This is a genomic window from Pseudoalteromonas lipolytica, assembly GCF_900116435.1.
Taxonomy (GTDB): Bacteria; Pseudomonadota; Gammaproteobacteria; order Enterobacterales; family Alteromonadaceae; genus Pseudoalteromonas; species Pseudoalteromonas lipolytica.
The window spans coordinates 16,209-35,057 of the sequence record NZ_FPAZ01000018.1; the positions used below are offsets into that span (position 1 = coordinate 16,209).

Consider the following 18,849-nt stretch of genomic DNA (forward strand, 5'->3'; position numbering starts at 1 on the left):
TTTTGTCGGCATCAAGCATACATAATTTTTGCATCTCATCTAACCTATAAAACTTAACAAAAGATGAACCGTTTTGATGGGATCTCACGTGTTCATATTTGACGGGCAAACATAGCTGAACTCAGTATATGGTTAAGGAAGTCACGGAGATCCCGCCTTTGTTCATAATTGTTAGATTTCGCTTCCCTTGAGATATGGCAACTGTTTGTGCAGTTGCCTCTTTTTGGGGGCTACGTAGCAATCAATGTAAGGAATGACATGATGAGCCCTCCTAATTCACGATTAATAAATCACTTTAAACAGCTACTGCTCGCGACAAGTCTTGTCGGTTTAACCGCTTGTGGTGGCAGTGGAAGCGATAGCGACGAGGATAAAAAGCCGCCAGTTGCAGAAAATAAAAGCCCTACAGTATCAATAAGCAGCGATGAAACACTCACCGAAGGTAGCGAGTTAACGCTTCTAGCAACAGCAACTGATAGTGACGGCACTATTAGTACTTATGCATGGTCGCAGATTTCTGGTCCTGATTTAGCTTTGTCGGGTAGTGACAGTAGCAGCCTAACGATAACGGCACCTGCAATTGAAGATGATGCGGATGTGGTGTTATCTGTGACCGTCACCGATGACGATGGTGCATCAGCTAATGCACAAGTCACTATTCAATTAAAGCGTAAAGTGCTCAGTGTCACAATTACAGGTATTGTAACGGATGAGCCCATTATAAATTCAAATGTGGCGGTACAAATTGGTGATGAGTTATTTGAGATTACTGCTGATGAGCAAGGCCGCTACCGTGTTGATGTTGAAGTAGACGACTCTTTTGCTAATAAACTGGTGAAACTTGTTGCGCTAGGCGATAACGCCATCAACCCGGGTGTAGAGTTTGTTTCTCAACTTAAGTCGATTGCTACTTTAATCTCGCAAGCAGGCGAAGATGGAACACTGAGCAAAGAAGAAAACTTTGGTGTCAATATTACCAATGTAAGTACTGCTGAATTTGCTCTTATTAGTCGTGATAACGACACGGTTGATTCTGAGGATGCATTAGACAAAGCCTTGCTTGCGATTGATGCTGACGAAAAACTGCTGCTATCAGCGTTAATTAAAATTATTGTTGATAATCCTGATTACAGCTTACCTGAAGGGGTAGAGTCTACGCTTGATTTAGTCAGTGACAGCGAGAGTATTGATGACTTTATCAACACCGTGAACAGTCAAGATCCAGCCTTAATAGAAACAGTAAAAGAAACCATTAAAGACGATGAAGAGTTGGTTGATAACTCATTTGGCAGTGTTGTGGGTGACTATGTTGTTATGGCGCCCAAGTATTACACGCGTTTTGGCGCGGGTCAGATTAATTTTAACGCTGATGGAACGGGCAGTTATGTTTTTATTAATTTTAATGCTTCATTCTCTTGGACACAGGACAATGATGTCGTCAGTATTACTGTTCCTGAACCAGTCAAAGTATCGTGTTATTTTGATGCAGGTACAGTGACTCAAGAAGAAATGTGCGAGTACTTAACTGATTTGGATATGCGCATTTTACTTGAAAATGACGCTAATAGAACTGTTGAGCTTTATTCAGCGTTTGAAACGAAAAACGAATCAACGACTGAGATAATATCGACAGAAGAGTTGACCGCGAATCGTACGTTAATCGATAAAACACAAACCTTAAATGTTGCCGCAGCCGATTTAGTCGGTTCATGGTATGTTGATAATACATCTGATTTTCACGGCTACAGCAGTGCCGTAAATTTTAATTTAGTTGAAGGTGGTACGGGAACACTTATCAATAATAGCAATGCACCGGTTGCGATTACTTGGTCAGTGTCTGATAACCGGTTGATGATCTCTAGCACCGATGAGTCACTTACGTTTGACTACTCGTTCTGGTTTATAAAATCAATGAATGTCGGTTACCAATTCGCAGCTTCTTTAATGTCTAAAACGGATGATTCAAGTATTACAAGTACAGGGTTATTTGTAAAAGATAACACGCTGCAGCTTACAAACAGTGATGTGTTGGGTAAATGGACTATTTATCAAGGTGTAAATTCAGCGCAACCTGATCTCCATTACGATGTATATGATGATGGCTTAATGAATTTTAGCCTTAATCAACATTATCGCTCTTGGCAGATTAACAGCGAAGGTGTGTTTGTTCGAAATAACTATTACACCGACACCGGAGGCATATCGGCAACCTGTGATAAACCCGACAATAGCTGCCCTGTCTATACTGAGTTTACACAGCAGCTGCTAGCAAAAGATGGCGAGCACTTCTTTACCTATCGTAAATACCGTGCATTTGAAATGGATGGCACCGAAATGCCTGGATATTATGCTTCTCATATTCGAGAGTTTTCTGTTTCAAGCGATTATGGTGTAAGTCGATTTGCGCCGTATTGGTGGGAGCATATGTATGCTGAAGATGATACAAGCTATCGTTACTTCTCAAACTTCTATACTCCAAAAGAGCTTGGGGTAGAAACCATTGAGTTGGCAACTATCACTGACAAAAGTTCAGGTGCTTTTGAGTACTCAATAGCAACAACTTATCAAGGCGCGTATATGCAAAACAGCTATGCACTGCAAAGTGGTAAGTTGATGTCTAATGAATGGGTATTTGAGGTCGTTGAATTTGACCGCGATTTCTTAACTGTGTGTGTTTACAGTCAAGGAAGTAGCTGTACAGAAGATGCTAAGCAGGCATGGTACTTCGATGAGGCTATGGCTCAAGAACAAGTTGTTATAGAACGTCCCGCGACTGTTCATCCTCTTGATGGTGCATGGCAGGTTGCAGATGAGCCTGATGTTGCCGTTATTATTAAAGATGGCAAGTGGATTCATATTCAAGCTTTACCAGACTTAAATGAAGAAGACGGCTATCCAGGCTATGAAATTGGTGATTTTACTTGGGATGAAACGACAGGTCAGCTTTCAGTCACTTTAACTGAAGATACCAATGGTGTATTCGGGATTGATGAAGAAGTTGTTACTTTGGCTACAATTGATGGTGATAACTTGAATTTAGTTGTAGAAGGTGAGGGGATCGTTGAGTTTACTCGAATTTATAGTACGTCGAATTCTTTAATCGGGGGATACTATGATGGCTCATTTGACAGTCATTTCTTTATTGCCGTATTTAAAGAAGATGGCACATTCTTAGAGTTAGCACATGATACTGAGTTTAATGAGTTAGGTATTTCAGGTGGTTATTACAGCTACGATACAGAAACTCAAAAGGTGTCAGTAGACTTCTATGAAAAAACCTATGGTAGTCCTATTGAGCAAGCCGACCCTAACTTTATTGTGAAAGCACAAGGTAACTTTATACACTTTAAAGATGGCGACGATTTCGGCATCATGGAGCGTGTCACGCGAGTAATAGAACAAGCGACCTTTACTGAAACAGAGTTAGTGGGCTCACATGTATTTACCTACATGGCAGACGATGGCAGTGGTATGCAAACATCGAATGTTGTTATTTCAAATGATGGTACCGCAACATTTGAATTAGAGGGTGAAGTGAGAGAGGCGACATGGGAGCTACACCTAGGTTCATTAATGATGTACAGCGACCCGACTATTACTCAAAACTACGGTTATGGTGTACTCATGACCCCCATAATGATGATAGATGGCGGTTTTAGTGTTGAGACTTTAGGCTTCGAAGTGCCAGAAACCTATGATGATAACGATGACCCTGCTCTGCATTCTTTTGTATCAGGCAGTTTAATTAAGCAGTAACCGTGCACAGCCCAGTAACAGCAATGTTACTGGGCTTTTTTTTAGATGCTAGATTTGCACAAGAAGCCTTTTATGAAGCTGTTCGTGTTCGCAAGCAACATTCTCAGTTGACTGCCAAAGAGCGGAGTTTATGGCTTGAGCTAGAAGAGGACTATAACGTGTTATTAGCGACACCCAGTAAAGCGACCGAAAAGGAATCGTACTTTTCTGATACCACACTTGCTGATGGGGTTATGATGCAAAGTCTCCAATTTATTGAGCTGGTAGAAAGCGGCGAGTAATTGATTCTTCGCTTAAAAGATTGAAAAGTTTATGTTACAACGTAAGTAACATTACTTTTTAGTTACAAACATGACGGAACTTTACCATTGGTTTGATTTAATCGGCGTTGCCGTGTTTGCTGTTTCTGGGACGTTGTTAGCGTACGATAAAAAAATGGATGGCTTTGGAGTTGTTGTGTTAGCGACCGTTACAGCCATTGGGGGTGGGACCTTACGAGACCTCATTTTAGATATTCCAGTTTTTTGGTTACATGATCAAAGTTACTTTTGGGCTATTCTTGTCTCAGTTTTTATTTCGACACGGCTAATCAATAAACAGCGCTCTATTCCGTTATCTGCTTTACAAATAGCGGATGCGTTTGGTTTGGCTTTTTTTGCTGTAATGGGGGCGCAAAAAGCCCTGCTTGCAGGCATGCCAGATACCACGGCTATTATTATGGGAGTGATTACAGGTTGCTTCGGAGGCATGATCCGCGATGTACTTGCTGGCAACATACCTATGTTATTAAAAGGTGAGCTTTATGCGATCACTTGTATCGCGGGTGGCATCGTTTATACAGTGGGAATTTCACTTGGGTTAGTGACAGAAATGGCCATGGTACTGGCCATGTTAATGACCCTCACATTACGACTTGCAGCAATGAAGTGGAATCTCACATTACATGTTTTTAAATATCCCGACTAAACTGTAATAACAAGGATACATTACAGGGACAACGGAACGTGTCATTAGCTCGGATTTTCTCTCGTGCTCAAGTAGGAGTGCAAGCTCCAGAAGTCATTGTTGAAGTGCATTTAGGGAATGGCTTACCTGCTTTTCATATTGTTGGTTTACCTGAAGCCTCTGTAAAAGAGGCTAAAGATAGAGTGCGCAGTGCGCTTGAAAACTCACAATTTGGTTTTCCCGATCAGCGCATCACCGTTAACCTTGCGCCCGCTGACCTACCCAAAGACGGAGGGCGCTTTGACTTAGCCATTGCCGTTGGGATTTTAGTGGCATCAGGGCAAATAGTGTGCCCTGATATTCATCGCTATGAGTTTTATGGTGAGCTGGCCTTAAATGGTGAAGTAAGGGGAGTGAATGCTATTTTACCCTCCGTATTAGGAGCGAAAGAAAAGGGTCGGTGCTGTTTTTTACCAGCGGAAAACGACACCTTAGCCAGTCTTGTTTCTGGTGTGTCACGTAAAGCGATTTATTCTATCCAAGATGTATGGAACGACTTACTGAATCAGCAGCCCTTACCGCTTAATATTGAGTACCCAGAGCAACAAATAGAACGCGATTCAATCTATGATTTAAGTGATGTTAAAGGCCAACCCGGTGCCAAGCGTGTGTTGGAAATCGCGGCTGCGGGTGGCCATAACTTGCTTTTTTTAGGCCCGCCAGGCACGGGTAAATCGATGCTGGCACAGCGAATGCCAAGCATTATGCCGACCATGTCGGATGATGAAGCAATTAGCACCGCGGCGCTTTATTCTATTATTGGTCAGTCTGTTGATTTATCTAAGTGGCGAGAGCGTCCCTTTCGAAATCCACATCATACTTGTTCGGCAGTCGCGCTGGTTGGAGGGTCATCGAACCCGAAGCCCGGTGAAATTTCACTGGCACACAACGGCGTGTTATTTTTGGATGAGCTCCCTGAGTTTGAGCGTAAAGTGCTAGACTCGCTTCGTGAGCCAATGGAAACTGGGGTCGTAACAATATCAAGGGCTGCGAGGCAAATGGAGTTTCCTTCTCAATTTCAGCTTATAGCTGCACTTAATCCCAGCCCAACGGGAAGTCATACCGACAAGCGTGCGACACCAGATCAAGTATTGCGCTATTTATCTCGTGTATCGGGTCCGTTTATTGACCGAATAGATTTACAAATTGAATTACCACGACTTACCAGCGCTCAATTGCAAAGTACCGAACCAGAAGAGAGCAGTCAGCAAGTACGTAAACGTGTGGAGCGAGCGCATGCGCTTCAGCATGCACGGCAAGGTAAAGTGAATGCACGATTGAACAATAAAGAAATGAGTCGATATTGTGAGCTTGCAGCTGCAGAGTTGCAGTTTTTAGCGAGAGCCAGTGAAAAACTGGCGCTGTCACCACGTTCTTATCATCGTGTTATTAAAGTTGCCCGAACAATTAGTGACTTAAAAGAGCAACCAACGATCACCTTAAGCGAATTAAAAGAGGCATTAAATTATCGTGCCTTTGAGCGCCTAATTAGCCAATTAACACAATTTTAAATCGATTCTTTATTCAATACTTTACGTGTTTTAGCAAGCGTCACCGTGTTAGGTGGTATGTTTATAAACAATGAGTCATTTAGGCGCTGTGTATGCCTAAATAGAGAGCATATAACCTTTACCACGAACTGTAACGATGCGCTTTTGGTCTTTTTCGTCACTGAGCTTTTTACGCAAACGGCCAATTAACACATCGACGGTACGGTCACTTGGGCTCCAGTCGGGTTGCCCAATCTCTTCAGATATTTTCTCTCGAGAGGTTGCTTTTCCTGCGTTGGCAATCAAGCAAATAAGCACTTTATGTTCAGCTTCAGTGAGGCGAGACTCTTCGCCACTTGGGGTGATCAAAGTGCGATTGTCAGGGTGCAGCTTAAAGTCAGCATATTCTATAAACTCTTCACTTTCATCGTCGTGTTGTGAGCCTTTTAAACGTTTGTAAAGGGCGCGCATTCTTAGCTCAAGTTCAAGCAGGTCAACCGGTTTACAAATATAATCATCAGCGCCTTGAGCAAGGCCTGCAATACGATCGGCTTGTGAATCACGACTAGATAAAACAATTACACCAATATTGGTCAGTGCATTGAGCTCTTTGGCAAGTAACAAACCATCGCGCTTGGGTAAGACTATGTCGATCACTGCCAGAGAAATTGCATCTTGTAGAGAGGCGCGTGATTGCACGATGCTTAAAGCATCGGCTCCCGTTGAATCTACCTCAATATTAAATTCAGTCTCTTTAAAATGATTGAGAATGCGTTTAACGAGAAGCTCGTCGTCTTCAACCAATAAAACTTGAATAGTCATTCGCTTTAATTTCATACTTGATTTGCTGTTATGTTAGCACTGTATGGTAAAGGCTGAGAAGTGCAATGGAGCGGTTTGTAACTGTTTCTTACAATTTAATGGCTTAGCTTTTATATATTTGTAAAAAGCTGAGTACCTTTGCAGGTACTCAGTGATGTTTTTTTGTTATTTTTCAGGGTAAAGATACTGCCACCATTGAGGCTGATCTTTTAAGTTTTTATCGAAATAAGCCAGCATCGTATTCCACCAATCAAAGCGTTTGTCACGGGCAAATATTTGGTGATCTGCACCTTTATATTCAATCAGATCAACATCTTTACCTAATAACTTTAATGCCGTGTACATATTGTGGCTTTCACCAACCGGTACATTGGTATCTGAGTCACCATGAAGTAGTAATAGCGGCGTTGTTACTTTGTCAGCATGAAACACGGGACTGTGTTGGCTATAAAGTTGCGGGTTATTCCACGGGTAGCTATTTTTAGATGCTTCAGCTGAGTATAAATATCCCCACCAACCTTGGCCCCAATAAGACGTGATATTTGAAATTCCCGCATGTGCAATAGAGGCACTAAACATATCTGTTTTTGTCGCCAGCAGCATGGTCATAAAGCCGCCGTATGAGGCGCCTAAGTTACCAACGCGTTTACTATCGACAAACGGATACTGGTTAAGAAATGCTCGTGTGCCATTAATAATATCGTTTGCGGTGTATTCACCCCATGCATTAACGTGTTTAGCCGAAAACTCTTGGCCAAATCCCGTTGCACCTGTTGGTTGAATAACGTAAACCACATAACCATGTTCCGCCCACAGGTTAAAAGGGTAACGCCCAGTAAAGCCACGCGTCACCGGTGATGTACCGCCATAGTAGTAAACCAGAGCAGGGTATTGTTTACTCTTATCTATATTATGCGGCAAGTACACGCGACCTTTAATTTCTACACCTTCAGGGTTAATGAAATTAAACTCTTCAAGCGCTGCAATATCAGTGTGTTGGTAGCTAATTGGTGTGGAGTCCCACAGCACCTTAGTGCGACTTTTACCTACAGTGAGTTGCTTAAGTTGTTGTGGTGTTGATGCTGTGGTGCCTGTAACAAGCAGAGTAGGGTTACGCTCGTCTGAGAAACTAAATTGCTCAACAACATCAAAGCCTGTATTCACGTTGTTAAAACGTTTTTTGCTTAAATCGTATTGATATAATTGCACAGTATCTTGCTCAGTCACTTTTAACAGTGCATCGCCATTTGCAAGCACCGTAAGTTGGCCTATCGCCGGGTCAAACTCTTTGCTTAGTGCCGTCGCTTTTTTGCCATCGCGGCTAAGTAAGTAAAGTTGCCCATCGTAATTATTGGCAAGCATGCCTTCGGGTAAATTACGGCCAAGGCCATCTCTGAAATCAGGGCCAGCTGTAACATAAATACCGTCGTCGGTGTATTTTGCTTGATTAAAGGTTTTAAATTGGCCAAGTACATTACTCGTTGCAGAGGCAATATTTAGCTCAACAAGTTCAGTCGCGGGTTCTGGCGAACGGTTCATAGCTTGGGCTGAGCGACTCATTAACACAACACCTTGTTGAGCATCGAAGTCTTCAAGTGAATGGCTCAGCGGGCCTTGACTTAAAATTTTACTTAATCCTGTGCTTATATCGAGTAAGTACACTTGTGACGTGGTACGCGCATAAGACCAACGGTCTTGAAGCCCTTGATAGTGCTTGGTGAGTTTTCCATCGTCGCTGGGTGATTTTGACCAACTAAAAATTAAGCTGTCATTATTGTAAAATTGAAACCCATTTGCGCCTGCAAGATGCTTAGCTATGACAGTGAGTTGCAGTGTTTCTAAATTTAAGCGCTTAAGCTCGCCCTCGATTAAATACACCAAGCTTGAACCGTCTGGGCTCCAAGTTATATTGCTAGGCTGCGCTGATTCAAAACGATAAATAGTCTTATTTTTAGCGTTTTTTAACTCAGTGACATACAGAGCTTGGTTTGCTGATTTATCGTCGTAATGGCGTGTACTCGTCAAAAAATGTGCGCCATTTGGTGACATAGAAATGTAGCTTATCGTTGGTGCATCAAATAATTGCTTTGCCGATAAACCATGCTGCTCTTTTGCTGAAAAGGTCAGAGCGCTTTCCTCTGATTTAGCTTCAAAATCAATGGCAACATCATGCCAATTAGGCACTTGCTCTGTGATGATCACTATTTGATGGTCGCCTTGACTCAATGCCAATTCATAAGTTTTATCTTTTTCAGTCTGTTTTTCGCCGTTAATAAATAACTGGGCGTTTTCGATCCCCTTTAACGATAACTTACCTTGACTAAAACGTTCGGCTGACGCTGTGAATTTTAGGGCTTGCAGGCCCCCTAAAGTAAGGGCACTTACTTTATCAAATGCTTGCCAATCTTGTTCATCACCAAAGACACGTACACGGGAGGTATTTTTTTGTAAGTGTGGCAGTAGATTGGCGATGATGGCATCGCGGTGCTCGGTTTGATAGGGCTTAAGTTGCATGTCATCGCTAAGTGGGCCAATAAATTGTATTGCAGACTTATCAATGGCAGCAGCCATTGCTGTGCTTGTTAAAGTGCACAGTGCCACAGCGCTGAGTGCTGTTTTTAAGCGAGCGCGCTTGCTCAGCCAAGTTGTTGTAAACATCATGATTTAGCCTATTAAATGGTGGTTTAGACCAATATAACACGCAGCAAAAATGTCAAAAAGTGTGCTGCGTTAGAATGCAGAATGGATTGAGCTTCGTGTAAACACTTGTTAAGGTGAGGCACTTCATTAAAGCTGAGGGCGCACAGTGACACTATTACTTGTATACATGCTGGTGGCAATTACCGTTTCTTTTTTATGCTCAGTAATGGAGGCTGTGTTGCTAAGCATTACGCCAAGCTATGTTGCTTTAATACGAAAACAGCAACCTCTTTTAGCTGAGCGTGTTGCTAAGTTGAAAGACAATATAGATCAACCATTGGCGGCTATTTTAACTTTAAATACGATTGCTCATACTGCAGGTGCTGCGGGTGTTGGTGCGCAAGCCGCGGTGGTTTTTTCGGATGCGGCTGTCGGCATTGCTTCAGCAATAATGACACTACTGGTACTCGTGTTATCCGAAATTATTCCAAAAACATTAGGTGCTAATTACTGGCGTGCTTTAACCCCCATCGTAAGCGTAAGCCTGGTGGGTTTAGTCTTTATCTTAAAACCCTTTGTTTGGTTTGCGGATATCTTAACGCGCTTTTTAGGGCGCAATTACGATGAAGCATATTATATACGTCAAGAAATTGAAGCAATGGCAGATATAGGCACTGAATCTGGGGCACTTAGACAAGATGAGTCTGAGATTATTCGCAGTTTATTGCATTTTCGCCATGCCAAACTTGATACATTAATGACGCCGCGCACTGTGCTTTTTAAAGTACACAAAGATATTACAGTGAATCAGTATTTATCGGAATATGGTTCATCGTCATTTTCTAGGGTGTTGGTATACGATAAAAATGGCGATGACATTATTGGTTTTGTACATAAAAACGATATTATGCTTGCTTACCATCGCTTGGGTGAAGACTACAAAATTAGCAAGCTGGTCAAGCCTATTTATACGGTGCCAGAAACCTTGCATGTGCCTACTTTGCTTGAAACCTTATTATCGCAACGTGTTCATATTTGCTTAGTGGTTGATGAATATGGTGATATTCAAGGCATTGTGACATTGGAAGATTTAATTGAGGCCTTAATGGGGCTTGAAATCGTTGACGAACATGACCAATCTGCCAATATGCAAAAAGAGGCAAAGCAGCGCTGGCGGCAGCGTTTAGAGAGCAGTAATACGATTGTTAGCGACGATAAACGTGAGCCTTAGCGGCGATACCCCGCTGCGGTTTTAACCATTTGCCGCCATGAAAATGACCAATTTAAAAAGTCTTCTTTGGCTTTCGGGCGGCAAAGTAAAAAACCCTGCATTAAGATAAATTCTTTATAGCGGTCTAGGTAGTCAAGCTCTTCTACGCGCTCTATCCCCTCAGCCACAATGGCTAAGTCTTCTTGAATCGCAATATTTACTAAGCTACTGACGATAACTTGTGAAAACTGATCAGTTTCAATATTACTGATTAGTGTCCTGTCTATTTTTATCTCTGTAAAAGGCAGGGTTTTGAGTTGTTGCACGTTGGTGAAGCCGGTCCCAAAGTCATCGAGCGAAATACCAAAACCACGCATTCTAAGGCGGTTTAGGGTTTCGAGTTGTGCGGCACTACGAAGTGCATACTGCTCTGTAATTTCTAAAATCACTTCGCTTGGCGATAAATTGTTTAAGTGCAAAATGAGGGCTAGTTTATCTGGGCAGCTTAAGTCTTCAAGCTGTGAAGGCGATAAATTAAAAGCCAGTTTTAAATTTGGTTCAAAGTGCTCTTTAATTTCAGAAAAGTCGCTCGTCGCCTTTTCAAATAATTGAAAAGTAATAAGGTTAATAAGATCTAAATCTTCGGCAATACAGATAAAGCGTTCGGGTAAAACGATATCATCTTCTTTACTGGTGTTAATTCGTGCCAGCACTTCAATACTTTCAACCCGATTGTCATGGCGATTAATTTTTGGTTGATAAAATGGCACGACTTCATTGTGGCTAATAGCATGCAGTAAAAGTGACTCCGAAATCGGGGATTTTGTTCGTTCGACATGAATCGAAAAATGCTCAAGTTTTTGGAGTAGTAAGTAAACTTGATTCAGTTGCACGGGTTTTGAAATATTGCCAATAAGATGCGCGTTGTGTTTACGTGCAAGGTCAGCCGCTAAATCGATGACTTTAGGGTCCATTTCAGAAATGATTGCGATCGCACCATGGTATTTCATTGCGCCTAAATGACGCATAAGCTCCATACCATCCATATCAGGCATATTTAAATCAGTGAAGACGGCATCAAAATAATGCGGGGCTTTTTTTATTTTCTCTAAGGCTTCGCAAGCACTTAAGCAGGTTGTGACATGAGGAACTTCAAGCTCATTTAAAATGGCCTGCATAACGATAAGAATCGCTTTAGAATCATCGACTACGAGTATATGCCGTGCTGACTTCACCATATTCACTCCATGAACAAGAAATGCTTTAGTTAAAAGTAGTAGAAAAATGCTATTTCGTCATGTTTTTTACTTGTGTATTGATGTAAATAATCACAACAAGGGCCGCAAGAGTTAATTCGTAATTTAGCGCCGCCTCAGTATAATAGCCACACTCCTTATTAGCCGTTAAATAGATTATGATCAGACTTCAGCTGAGCTTAGCAAATGAAACCTTTACATTGCATTTAAAGGGCGCGCAGTTAGTGCAATTATTTCATCAACAACAAGCGATTGCGTTCGAGAACCCAGAACAACAAATGTATGAGTTTGATTTTCAAGGGCAGCGTATCGGGTTAGATACCAGCACCGTGCTCGATAAAAGCTTGGGTGTTTATGTAAATCAACAGTGGGTGAGTCAACTTGCATTACCCGCTATGCAAGAGGCTGAGCCAAAACGTGGCATCATCGGTTTGCTCGCGTTAGGATTTAAACTCTTTAAAAGTGCAAAGGTCGTCAAAGCGGCACTCGCTGGTGCGTCAGTTGCCGGCTATGCATGGCTATTCTCAATCGAGTTTGCGCTAATGCTGATTGCTTGTTTAGTGGTGCATGAATATGGTCATGTTAGAGCCATGAAATACTTTGGTATTAAAACCAAGGGTATTTATCTTATCCCTTTTGTTGGAGGACTGGCTGTATCCGACGATAAAATAACAACGCGCTGGCAAGATGTGGTGATCTCACTCATGGGGCCTGCATTTGGTTTAATTACCTCAGTGCTCGGCGTGGTGCTTTATTACGCCACTGAAATGGAAATATTTGCCGGTGTTGCTGTACTGAGTGCTTTGCTTAATTTATTTAACCTATTACCAATTTTACCGCTAGATGGCGGCCATGTTTTAAAAAGTATTAGCTTTTCAATGCGATCTTGGATTGGTTTAAGCGTGTGTTTATTAGGGGTGTTATTTGGCTTATGGTTAAGTTACACCTTTGGCTTAATGCTGTTGGTGTTTTTCTTATTTGTTGGGGCGCTGGAAATTGTCTTCGAATGGCGCGGCCGTCATTACTCGCATTTAATCCCTCTGGACACCTATGGCCAAGGCTTTTCAGCGGTAATGTATGCACTTGTTGTTGCCGGACATGTGGCTGTTATGATGCACTTTGCCGACTCTGAAAGCGCAATTTTAAGCCTACCAATGAAAATTTTATCGAGTTAAGTTTACAAAAGCAGAGCGAATATTTTTGTGAATCTAATGACTAAGCAGGAAGTGTTTTTACACTTCCTGCTTTGCTTTTTAAGGATAAAAACTCAACATTAATGAAATAAACACACCCGTGATGATAAGTTGCACCAAACAAAAGCCCATGATGTCTTTGGCTTTTAGGCCTGCAATGGCAAGCACAGGGAGTGCCCAAAAGGGTTGTATCAGGTTAGTCCACGCATCACCCCACGCAACGGCCATCGCTACACGAGGTATGTCGGCACCGAGTGCGTGTGCTGCCGGGATCACGATTGGTGCCTGAACGGCCCATTGACCTCCACCAGATGGCACAAAAATATTTACAAACCCCGCACTTAAAAAGCTCCAAAAGGGCAGTGATTCAGTGGTTGCAATGGCAATAAACCCTTCAGATATTTGCTGGGCAAGTCCTGTTTTGACCATGATGGCCATAATCCCTGCATAAAATGGAAATTGAATCACGATGCCTGCGCCACTCGGGATCGCCTGTTGTAAGCTTTGCAGTAAATTATGAGGTGTTTGATGCAGTAAAATAGCGCTGAACAGGAAAATAGCGATGACACTATTTAAGTTTAAGCCACCGCCACTGAGCACAAAGTAATAAAATAGATAGCCAAGACCAACAAGGCCAATACCGATACCTAATATACGACTATGCTCAATCACTTCGGCTGGGCGAGTGGGTTTTACTGATGCCGTGGGCTCATCGTTAAGTTTTGCTGGGTCAACATACACACTGTCTTTCTCGTTTGGCAACATGTAGCGATTAACCAATGGCATAATAATAAATAAACCCAGCACAATCGCAATATTAAAGCCTGCGAAGACGGTGTTTTCAGTGCCAATTACCCCAATACTTTGTTCCGAAAAGTGCCCATCGGTGGCGATAGTTAGCGGTACTGAACCCGCTAAACCACCATGCCAGACAATAAAGCCTGAATAAGCGCTGGCAACCAGTAGTCGGTAATCTACCCGGGTTTGTTTGGCAATCGCTTTGGCAAATAAAGCCCCTATAACCAAGCCAAATCCCCAGTTTATCCAACTTGCCAATAAAGAAACTAACGTTACTAGTATGATTGCTTTAGCGGGGGTATTCGCGAGCGTCGCAAGCGTGGTTAACAGGTGTCGCATAACAGGGGTACTTGCCAGCATATAACCTGTTAGCAAGACCAGCAGCATTTGCATGGCAAATTGCAATAAGTTCCAAAAACCACCTCCCCACGCAGCTAATACTTGCACCGGGGACGAGGGGGTAAAAATACTGGCCACAATAAAGCTCAGCAAGGTTAATAAAATGACGAAAATAAATGGATCTGGTAGATAACGTTCAACCAGCTTGGTAAATGGTTTAGCAACGCGATTTAGCATAGTTTTTATTGTTGTCGTTGAATCAATAGTGCCAATTAATCATGAATGAAGCTAATTGGCAAATTGATACCGAGGAGACTGTATTCGGTGTATTAGAAAAAGCAGTGTTACGGTTGCTGTTCGAGTACCGCTTTTAGTCGTGCCTGCACTTCTTCAACCAGTAAAATGGGCTGAAACTTTGATAAAAAGGCATTACAACCGACTTTTTCGACCATCGCCTGATTAAAGCTACCACTGAGTGAAGTGTTCAATACAATGTGTAAGTCTTTAAGACGATTATCGTTACGAATTTCGTGTGTAAGGCGGTAACCGTCCATCGCGGGCATTTCTGCATCGGTGATCACCATCAGCAGTTCTTTTTCAACATCTTTGCCTTCATCTGCCCACCTCTTCAGCATGTTAAGTGCTTCAAGTCCGTTACGTGCAGGGATAATTTCAATACCGAGTTGAGAGAGCGTGTCACTCACTTGTTTGCGGGCTGTGGGAGAGTCATCAGCATGCAGTATTTTACGACCAGCAAACTCATTAACGATGCTTTGATCTAAAATGTCGTCAGAAATATTGACTTCGTATTCGATGATTTCAGCGAGTACTTTTTCAACATCAATGATCTCCACTAAGTGTTCTTGGCCATCGCGTTTGATTTTAGTGAGTGCGGTTAAGTAGTGATTTTTACCAATCGCCGTTGGCGGTGGCATGATGTCAGACCATGTCATGTTGATGATTTGGTCGACCTTTCCAATCAAAAAGCCTTGCACCGTTCGGTTATATTCAGTAATTACAAGGTTGGTATCTTCGATATGCTGTGCATCAGGCATACAAATTGCCTTGCGTAAATCAATCACGGGGATGGATTCGCCACGAATATCGACCACGCCAGCAACCTTAGGGTGGGCGTGGGGGACTTTGCTTATATGTGGTATTTTTACCACTTCTTTGACTTTAAAAACATTGAGGGCAAATAGATGGCGGCTATGCAGGTAAAAAAGCAATAGCTCTAAACGGTTTTCACCGACCAGTTGCGTGCGTTTGTCGACTGAGGCTAAAACACCAGACATATATCACCCTAAATACTAAATACAGAGAAAGTATAGTCTACTATTAATTTTCATTGTTACGCATTAGTAATTTTCCATCAGTTGCCAAAGGCTAAGCATTAAAGTACCGTATCGGATAAATTCCTCTACGACTATTTGCAAGGATTATGCATCATCTATTTAATCGTTTAGTGGTGATTATTCGCAGCCATATTGACCAAGTGAGTTGGCAAGCTGTGGTAATAACAACCCTATTGCACATGCTACTTATTTGGTGGTTACTTGTGCTTGTTGGCGAGCAGGCCTTAACACCACTTAGCACCTATTTTTATTATTATGTTGTGACAACGTCAACGGTAGGCTATGGCGACTTTAGCGCCAGTACAGAATTGGGACGTTGGATTGTTGCAATATTACAAATACCATTTGGTTTAGCATTATTTGGCGTTCTGTTAGGAAAAACAGGGCAAACAGTAACTTACTTAATTAGGCGCGCTATGACGGGTGATAAAAGCTTCGCACATATTAACAATCACATCATTATTTTTGGCTGGCATGACACGCGGACTAAAAAGATGATTGACTATATTTTAGCAGATCAAAAACGTTTAGATCGTCGTATTCTGCTCGCTGTGACAGAGCAAATGGAGCATCCATTTTTAGCCAACCCGCACGTCGATTTTGCCCGTTTAAGCAGCTTTACCGACATTGACGAGCTAAAACGAGTGGCGATTGAACGCGCAGATAAAATTATTATAGATGGTCAAGATGACGACCAAACGTTTACTACAGCGTTACGTATCAGCAAATTAGTGAATGAACACTGCCATATCAGCGCGCATTTTGATGATGAAACAAAAATCGAAATGTTGCTAGAGCATTGCCATAATGTCGAGTGCAGCAGTGCAAAATCGGCTGAAATACTTGTACGCTCTATGCAAGACCCTGGCTCAAGCCGTGTTCAGGAAGAGCTATTATCAACCTTACATGGTGATACACAGTTCAGTTTGCCAATTCCTAAGGGAGTGCAAGCAATGACATTTGGTAATTTATTTCATCATTTTAAGCAAAGTCATGACGCTATTTTATTGGGCGTTGCCCATAATCTTAGTGCGCAAGATATGGATTTAAATCCGCCGCTTGACTATGTCGTTAGTGAAGGCGATATTTTACATTATATTGCTGTTGAGCGTGTGTTAAGCAACGAAGTTGATTGGCCGGCCTTGGTGAAATAATGAATGAAGTCGCGTTTTTAATTATTGTTCTCAGTGCCTACATTTTACCTGTGGTCATTGTACTCAATAGTAAGCGCACGCAAGGTCACGAAAAGAACGCCTGGTTGATCGGTATCATCTTTTTCTCGTGGCTTGGTTTGATTATGTATCTGACCATTGTGCCCAAGCATGGGCACGTCAAAAAGCACCGTAAAGGTAAAAGCTAGATTACTTGAGTTGCTTTAATTTATGTTCAATCAATGGATCATCTGGCGACAGTTGCTGAGCGACTTCGAGTAACTTTATCGCGTCTTTAGGGTGCGCCTCTTGGTGCTTAATGGCTATATCAATCAGAGGCTGTACATCAACAGCTTCCTTTTGCTCTTGGAGATGCTCAGCCTTTTCATCAATCAAAATATTATGTGCGGTACTGAGCAAGGCTAAACGGTGTGCAGAGCCTTTATTCGCTTTATTTAAGCGTCGGTAGTAATCTTCTTTAAAGCGCAAGGTTTTTGTTTGTTGGCGAAACTGGGCAATATCAACCTGTTGATGGCGAATAAAATCCACCGCCACATCCTTATAAAAACCAAACTTATTTAAATAGGTTGCATGAACACTGTGACCCATGCCAAACACCCGTAAATGGGTTAATTGTGAATACCGTTTAGCATGAGCGCGGTCAATTCGATTGGTCGGGTCATAAATAATGTAACCTTTAGCCTGCCCTAAATCTACGTCGTGGTAATCACCTGCCCAATCAAATTTTTGTGCGATATCAGTACTTGAACGGTCATCCCATGGCGCTTTTTCTTTATTTTTTGTACTGACAGGGTGAAATAGCAGCACCTTATCGAGCTTCAACAAATTAGCAAATGCACCTACTGCAAAGCCTCCTCGGCTTAAACCATAGCCTAAGCGTTCTTTAAAGCCGCCAATAAGGGGGGCTAACTGCTCAATAAAAAATAATAAATTACGGTGTCTAAACCAGTTACTGATACCTAAATGTTGAAAGGCAATGATATTAACATCTTGCTTTTTTGCAAGCTTGTAGGCCCATGGTGAGAAATCATCAGTAAGGTCATGTTCTTGATAATTTGTCCCCGCAGGAGAAAAGGTAAATAGCAGAGGTTTGCTGGCGTCGATGATATGATATTTCACATACACATCACCGAGTAAGTCACCGCCTGTGAACGGCACTTGTTTTTGCTGTTCTGCATGGGGGAGCTGGGTCCATTCATCTAGCCAATACAATAATTTCATACATCCCCCACGGTACCTCTAAAATAAAGGGGACACATTATAGCAAAAATAGCCATTTAATAAAAATGGCTGCGACTTTAATATGTTAGCTTTCACTCATGGCGATTATTTGTTGCCAATCATGCTCCGTGACGGGCATGACTGATAAACGCCCGCCTTTTTTTAGGGCTATGTCAGTGATGGCGTCATTTGCTTTTATCGCTTGTAAGCTCACTAGTTTGTTAAGGTGCGCTTTATAAGTAACATCAACGACAAACCAACGTGGGTTTTCTGCTGTGGCCTTCGCATCATAGTAGTCACTGCTTAAATCAAATTGCGTTGGATCGGCATAGGCTTCACGTGTTATTTCGCCAATGCCCGCAACGCCTCCATGTTTACAGCTTGAGTGATAAATCATCACTAAATCCCCTGCTTTTATGCCATCACGCATAAAGTTACGGGCTTGATAATTACGTACACCATCCCACATTGAGGTTTGCTTTGGCGCGTTTTTTAAATCATTGATTGAAAACGCATCAGGTTCGGTTTTAAAAAGCCAATAAGCCATAATTAGGTGCCCTTACAAAGATTTACTTCCAATTAGTCTATAGTA

15 protein-coding genes are annotated in these 18,849 nt (G+C 42.2%); 8 read left to right on the plus strand and 7 right to left on the minus strand.

What is annotated here, in order from left to right; genetic code table 11:
* The first annotated feature begins 258 nt into the window (after nucleotides 1-258).
* The 4 genes from BM378_RS16745 (at nucleotide 259) to BM378_RS16760 (ending at nucleotide 6,272) form a co-directional block, all read left to right on the plus strand.
* Nucleotides 259-3,756 carry a PKD domain-containing protein gene (locus tag BM378_RS16745; RefSeq protein WP_141687242.1) on the plus strand — a complete coding sequence of 1,166 codons (3,498 nt, stop codon included), beginning with the start codon at nucleotides 259-261 and terminating at the stop codon, nucleotides 3,754-3,756.
* 2 nt (nucleotides 3,757-3,758) lie between these two features.
* Nucleotides 3,759-4,037 (plus strand): hypothetical protein, encoded by a 279-nt coding sequence (locus BM378_RS16750; protein WP_065978913.1) that lies wholly within the window; start codon nucleotides 3,759-3,761, stop codon nucleotides 4,035-4,037.
* 70 nt (nucleotides 4,038-4,107) lie between these two features.
* Nucleotides 4,108-4,722 carry a trimeric intracellular cation channel family protein gene (locus BM378_RS16755; RefSeq protein ID WP_065978914.1) on the plus strand — a complete coding sequence of 205 codons (615 nt, stop codon included), beginning with the start codon at nucleotides 4,108-4,110 and terminating at the stop codon, nucleotides 4,720-4,722.
* Nucleotides 4,723-4,760: 38 nt separating this feature from the next.
* Nucleotides 4,761-6,272: a YifB family Mg chelatase-like AAA ATPase gene (locus BM378_RS16760; RefSeq protein WP_074989643.1), complete on the plus strand. Its 1,512-nt coding sequence runs from the start codon at nucleotides 4,761-4,763 to the stop codon at nucleotides 6,270-6,272.
* 96 nt (nucleotides 6,273-6,368) lie between these two features.
* On the opposite strand, the gene BM378_RS16765 is transcribed toward BM378_RS16760, so the two are convergent.
* Together BM378_RS16765 and BM378_RS16770 are read right to left on the minus strand one after the other, a co-directional pair.
* Nucleotides 6,369-7,073 carry a response regulator transcription factor gene (locus tag BM378_RS16765; protein WP_036974296.1) on the minus strand — a complete coding sequence of 235 codons (705 nt, stop codon included), beginning with the start codon at nucleotides 7,071-7,073 and terminating at the stop codon, nucleotides 6,369-6,371.
* A gap of 165 nt (nucleotides 7,074-7,238) precedes the next feature.
* Nucleotides 7,239-9,734, minus strand: coding sequence for an alpha/beta hydrolase family protein (locus BM378_RS16770; RefSeq protein WP_074989644.1), 2,496 nt, complete (start codon nucleotides 9,732-9,734; stop codon nucleotides 7,239-7,241).
* Nucleotides 9,735-9,879: 145 nt separating this feature from the next.
* Between BM378_RS16770 and BM378_RS16775 the strand changes: the two genes are divergently transcribed.
* Entirely contained in the window at nucleotides 9,880-10,944 is a 1,065-nt protein-coding gene (locus BM378_RS16775; RefSeq protein ID WP_036974240.1) for a hemolysin family protein, read from the plus strand.
* Here BM378_RS16775 and BM378_RS16780 read toward each other — a convergent pair.
* Entirely contained in the window at nucleotides 10,941-12,161 is a 1,221-nt protein-coding gene (locus BM378_RS16780) for an EAL domain-containing response regulator (protein WP_036974238.1), read from the minus strand. The genes BM378_RS16775 and BM378_RS16780 overlap by 4 nt on opposite strands.
* Before the next feature lie 176 nt (nucleotides 12,162-12,337).
* On the opposite strand from BM378_RS16780, the gene BM378_RS16785 reads away from it, so the two are divergent.
* Nucleotides 12,338-13,354: a metalloprotease gene (locus BM378_RS16785; RefSeq protein WP_036974236.1), complete on the plus strand. Its 1,017-nt coding sequence runs from the start codon at nucleotides 12,338-12,340 to the stop codon at nucleotides 13,352-13,354.
* 78 nt (nucleotides 13,355-13,432) lie between these two features.
* On the opposite strand, the gene BM378_RS16790 is transcribed toward BM378_RS16785, so the two are convergent.
* Together BM378_RS16790 and BM378_RS16795 are read right to left on the minus strand one after the other, a co-directional pair.
* A complete protein-coding gene (locus tag BM378_RS16790; RefSeq protein ID WP_036974234.1) occupies nucleotides 13,433-14,746 on the minus strand; it encodes a short-chain fatty acid transporter in 1,314 nt (437 codons plus the stop codon).
* A gap of 107 nt (nucleotides 14,747-14,853) precedes the next feature.
* Nucleotides 14,854-15,804, minus strand: a complete 951-nt coding sequence (locus BM378_RS16795) for a chemotaxis protein CheV (RefSeq protein WP_065978918.1) — start codon at nucleotides 15,802-15,804, stop codon at nucleotides 14,854-14,856.
* Between the two features lie 146 nt (nucleotides 15,805-15,950).
* Between BM378_RS16795 and BM378_RS16800 the strand changes: the two genes are divergently transcribed.
* Together BM378_RS16800 and BM378_RS16805 are read left to right on the plus strand one after the other, a co-directional pair.
* Entirely contained in the window at nucleotides 15,951-17,018 is a 1,068-nt protein-coding gene (locus BM378_RS16800; RefSeq protein WP_036974230.1) for a potassium channel family protein, read from the plus strand.
* Nucleotides 17,018-17,224 carry a PLDc N-terminal domain-containing protein gene (locus BM378_RS16805; protein ID WP_036974228.1) on the plus strand — a complete coding sequence of 69 codons (207 nt, stop codon included), beginning with the start codon at nucleotides 17,018-17,020 and terminating at the stop codon, nucleotides 17,222-17,224. Before BM378_RS16800 ends, BM378_RS16805 begins: the two co-directional genes overlap by 1 nt.
* A 1-nt stretch (nucleotide 17,225) precedes the next feature.
* Here the strand turns inward: BM378_RS16805 and BM378_RS16810 are convergent, their stop codons facing one another.
* Together BM378_RS16810 and BM378_RS16815 are read right to left on the minus strand one after the other, a co-directional pair.
* On the minus strand, nucleotides 17,226-18,257 hold the full coding sequence (locus tag BM378_RS16810; protein WP_036974225.1) for a hypothetical protein: 1,032 nt from the start codon (nucleotides 18,255-18,257) through the stop codon (nucleotides 17,226-17,228).
* 85 nt (nucleotides 18,258-18,342) lie between these two features.
* The gene (locus BM378_RS16815; protein ID WP_074989645.1) at nucleotides 18,343-18,804 is read right to left on the minus strand and encodes an EVE domain-containing protein; all 462 of its coding nucleotides are present in this window, start codon (nucleotides 18,802-18,804) and stop codon (nucleotides 18,343-18,345) included.
* Between the last annotated feature and the right edge of the window lie 45 nt (nucleotides 18,805-18,849).

Bases quoted from the DNA above. Each gene is read 5' to 3' on its own strand.
- BM378_RS16745 (WP_141687242.1), top strand. From the start codon at position 259: ATGATGAGCCCTCCTAATTCACGATTAATAAATCACTTTAAACAGCTA.
- BM378_RS16755 (WP_065978914.1), top strand. From the start codon at position 4,108: ATGACGGAACTTTACCATTGGTTTGATTTAATCGGCGTTGCCGTGTTT.
- BM378_RS16765 (WP_036974296.1), bottom strand. From the start codon at position 7,073: ATGACTATTCAAGTTTTATTGGTTGAAGACGACGAGCTTCTCGTTAAA.
- BM378_RS16770 (WP_074989644.1), bottom strand. From the start codon at position 9,734: ATGATGTTTACAACAACTTGGCTGAGCAAGCGCGCTCGCTTAAAAACA.
- BM378_RS16780 (WP_036974238.1), bottom strand. From the start codon at position 12,161: ATGGTGAAGTCAGCACGGCATATACTCGTAGTCGATGATTCTAAAGCG.
- BM378_RS16785 (WP_036974236.1), top strand. From the start codon at position 12,338: ATGATCAGACTTCAGCTGAGCTTAGCAAATGAAACCTTTACATTGCAT.
- BM378_RS16790 (WP_036974234.1), bottom strand. From the start codon at position 14,746: ATGCTAAATCGCGTTGCTAAACCATTTACCAAGCTGGTTGAACGTTAT.
- BM378_RS16795 (WP_065978918.1), bottom strand. From the start codon at position 15,804: ATGTCTGGTGTTTTAGCCTCAGTCGACAAACGCACGCAACTGGTCGGT.
- BM378_RS16800 (WP_036974230.1), top strand. From the start codon at position 15,951: ATGCATCATCTATTTAATCGTTTAGTGGTGATTATTCGCAGCCATATT.
- BM378_RS16805 (WP_036974228.1), top strand. From the start codon at position 17,018: ATGAATGAAGTCGCGTTTTTAATTATTGTTCTCAGTGCCTACATTTTA.
- BM378_RS16810 (WP_036974225.1), bottom strand. From the start codon at position 18,257: ATGAAATTATTGTATTGGCTAGATGAATGGACCCAGCTCCCCCATGCA.
- BM378_RS16815 (WP_074989645.1), bottom strand. From the start codon at position 18,804: ATGGCTTATTGGCTTTTTAAAACCGAACCTGATGCGTTTTCAATCAAT.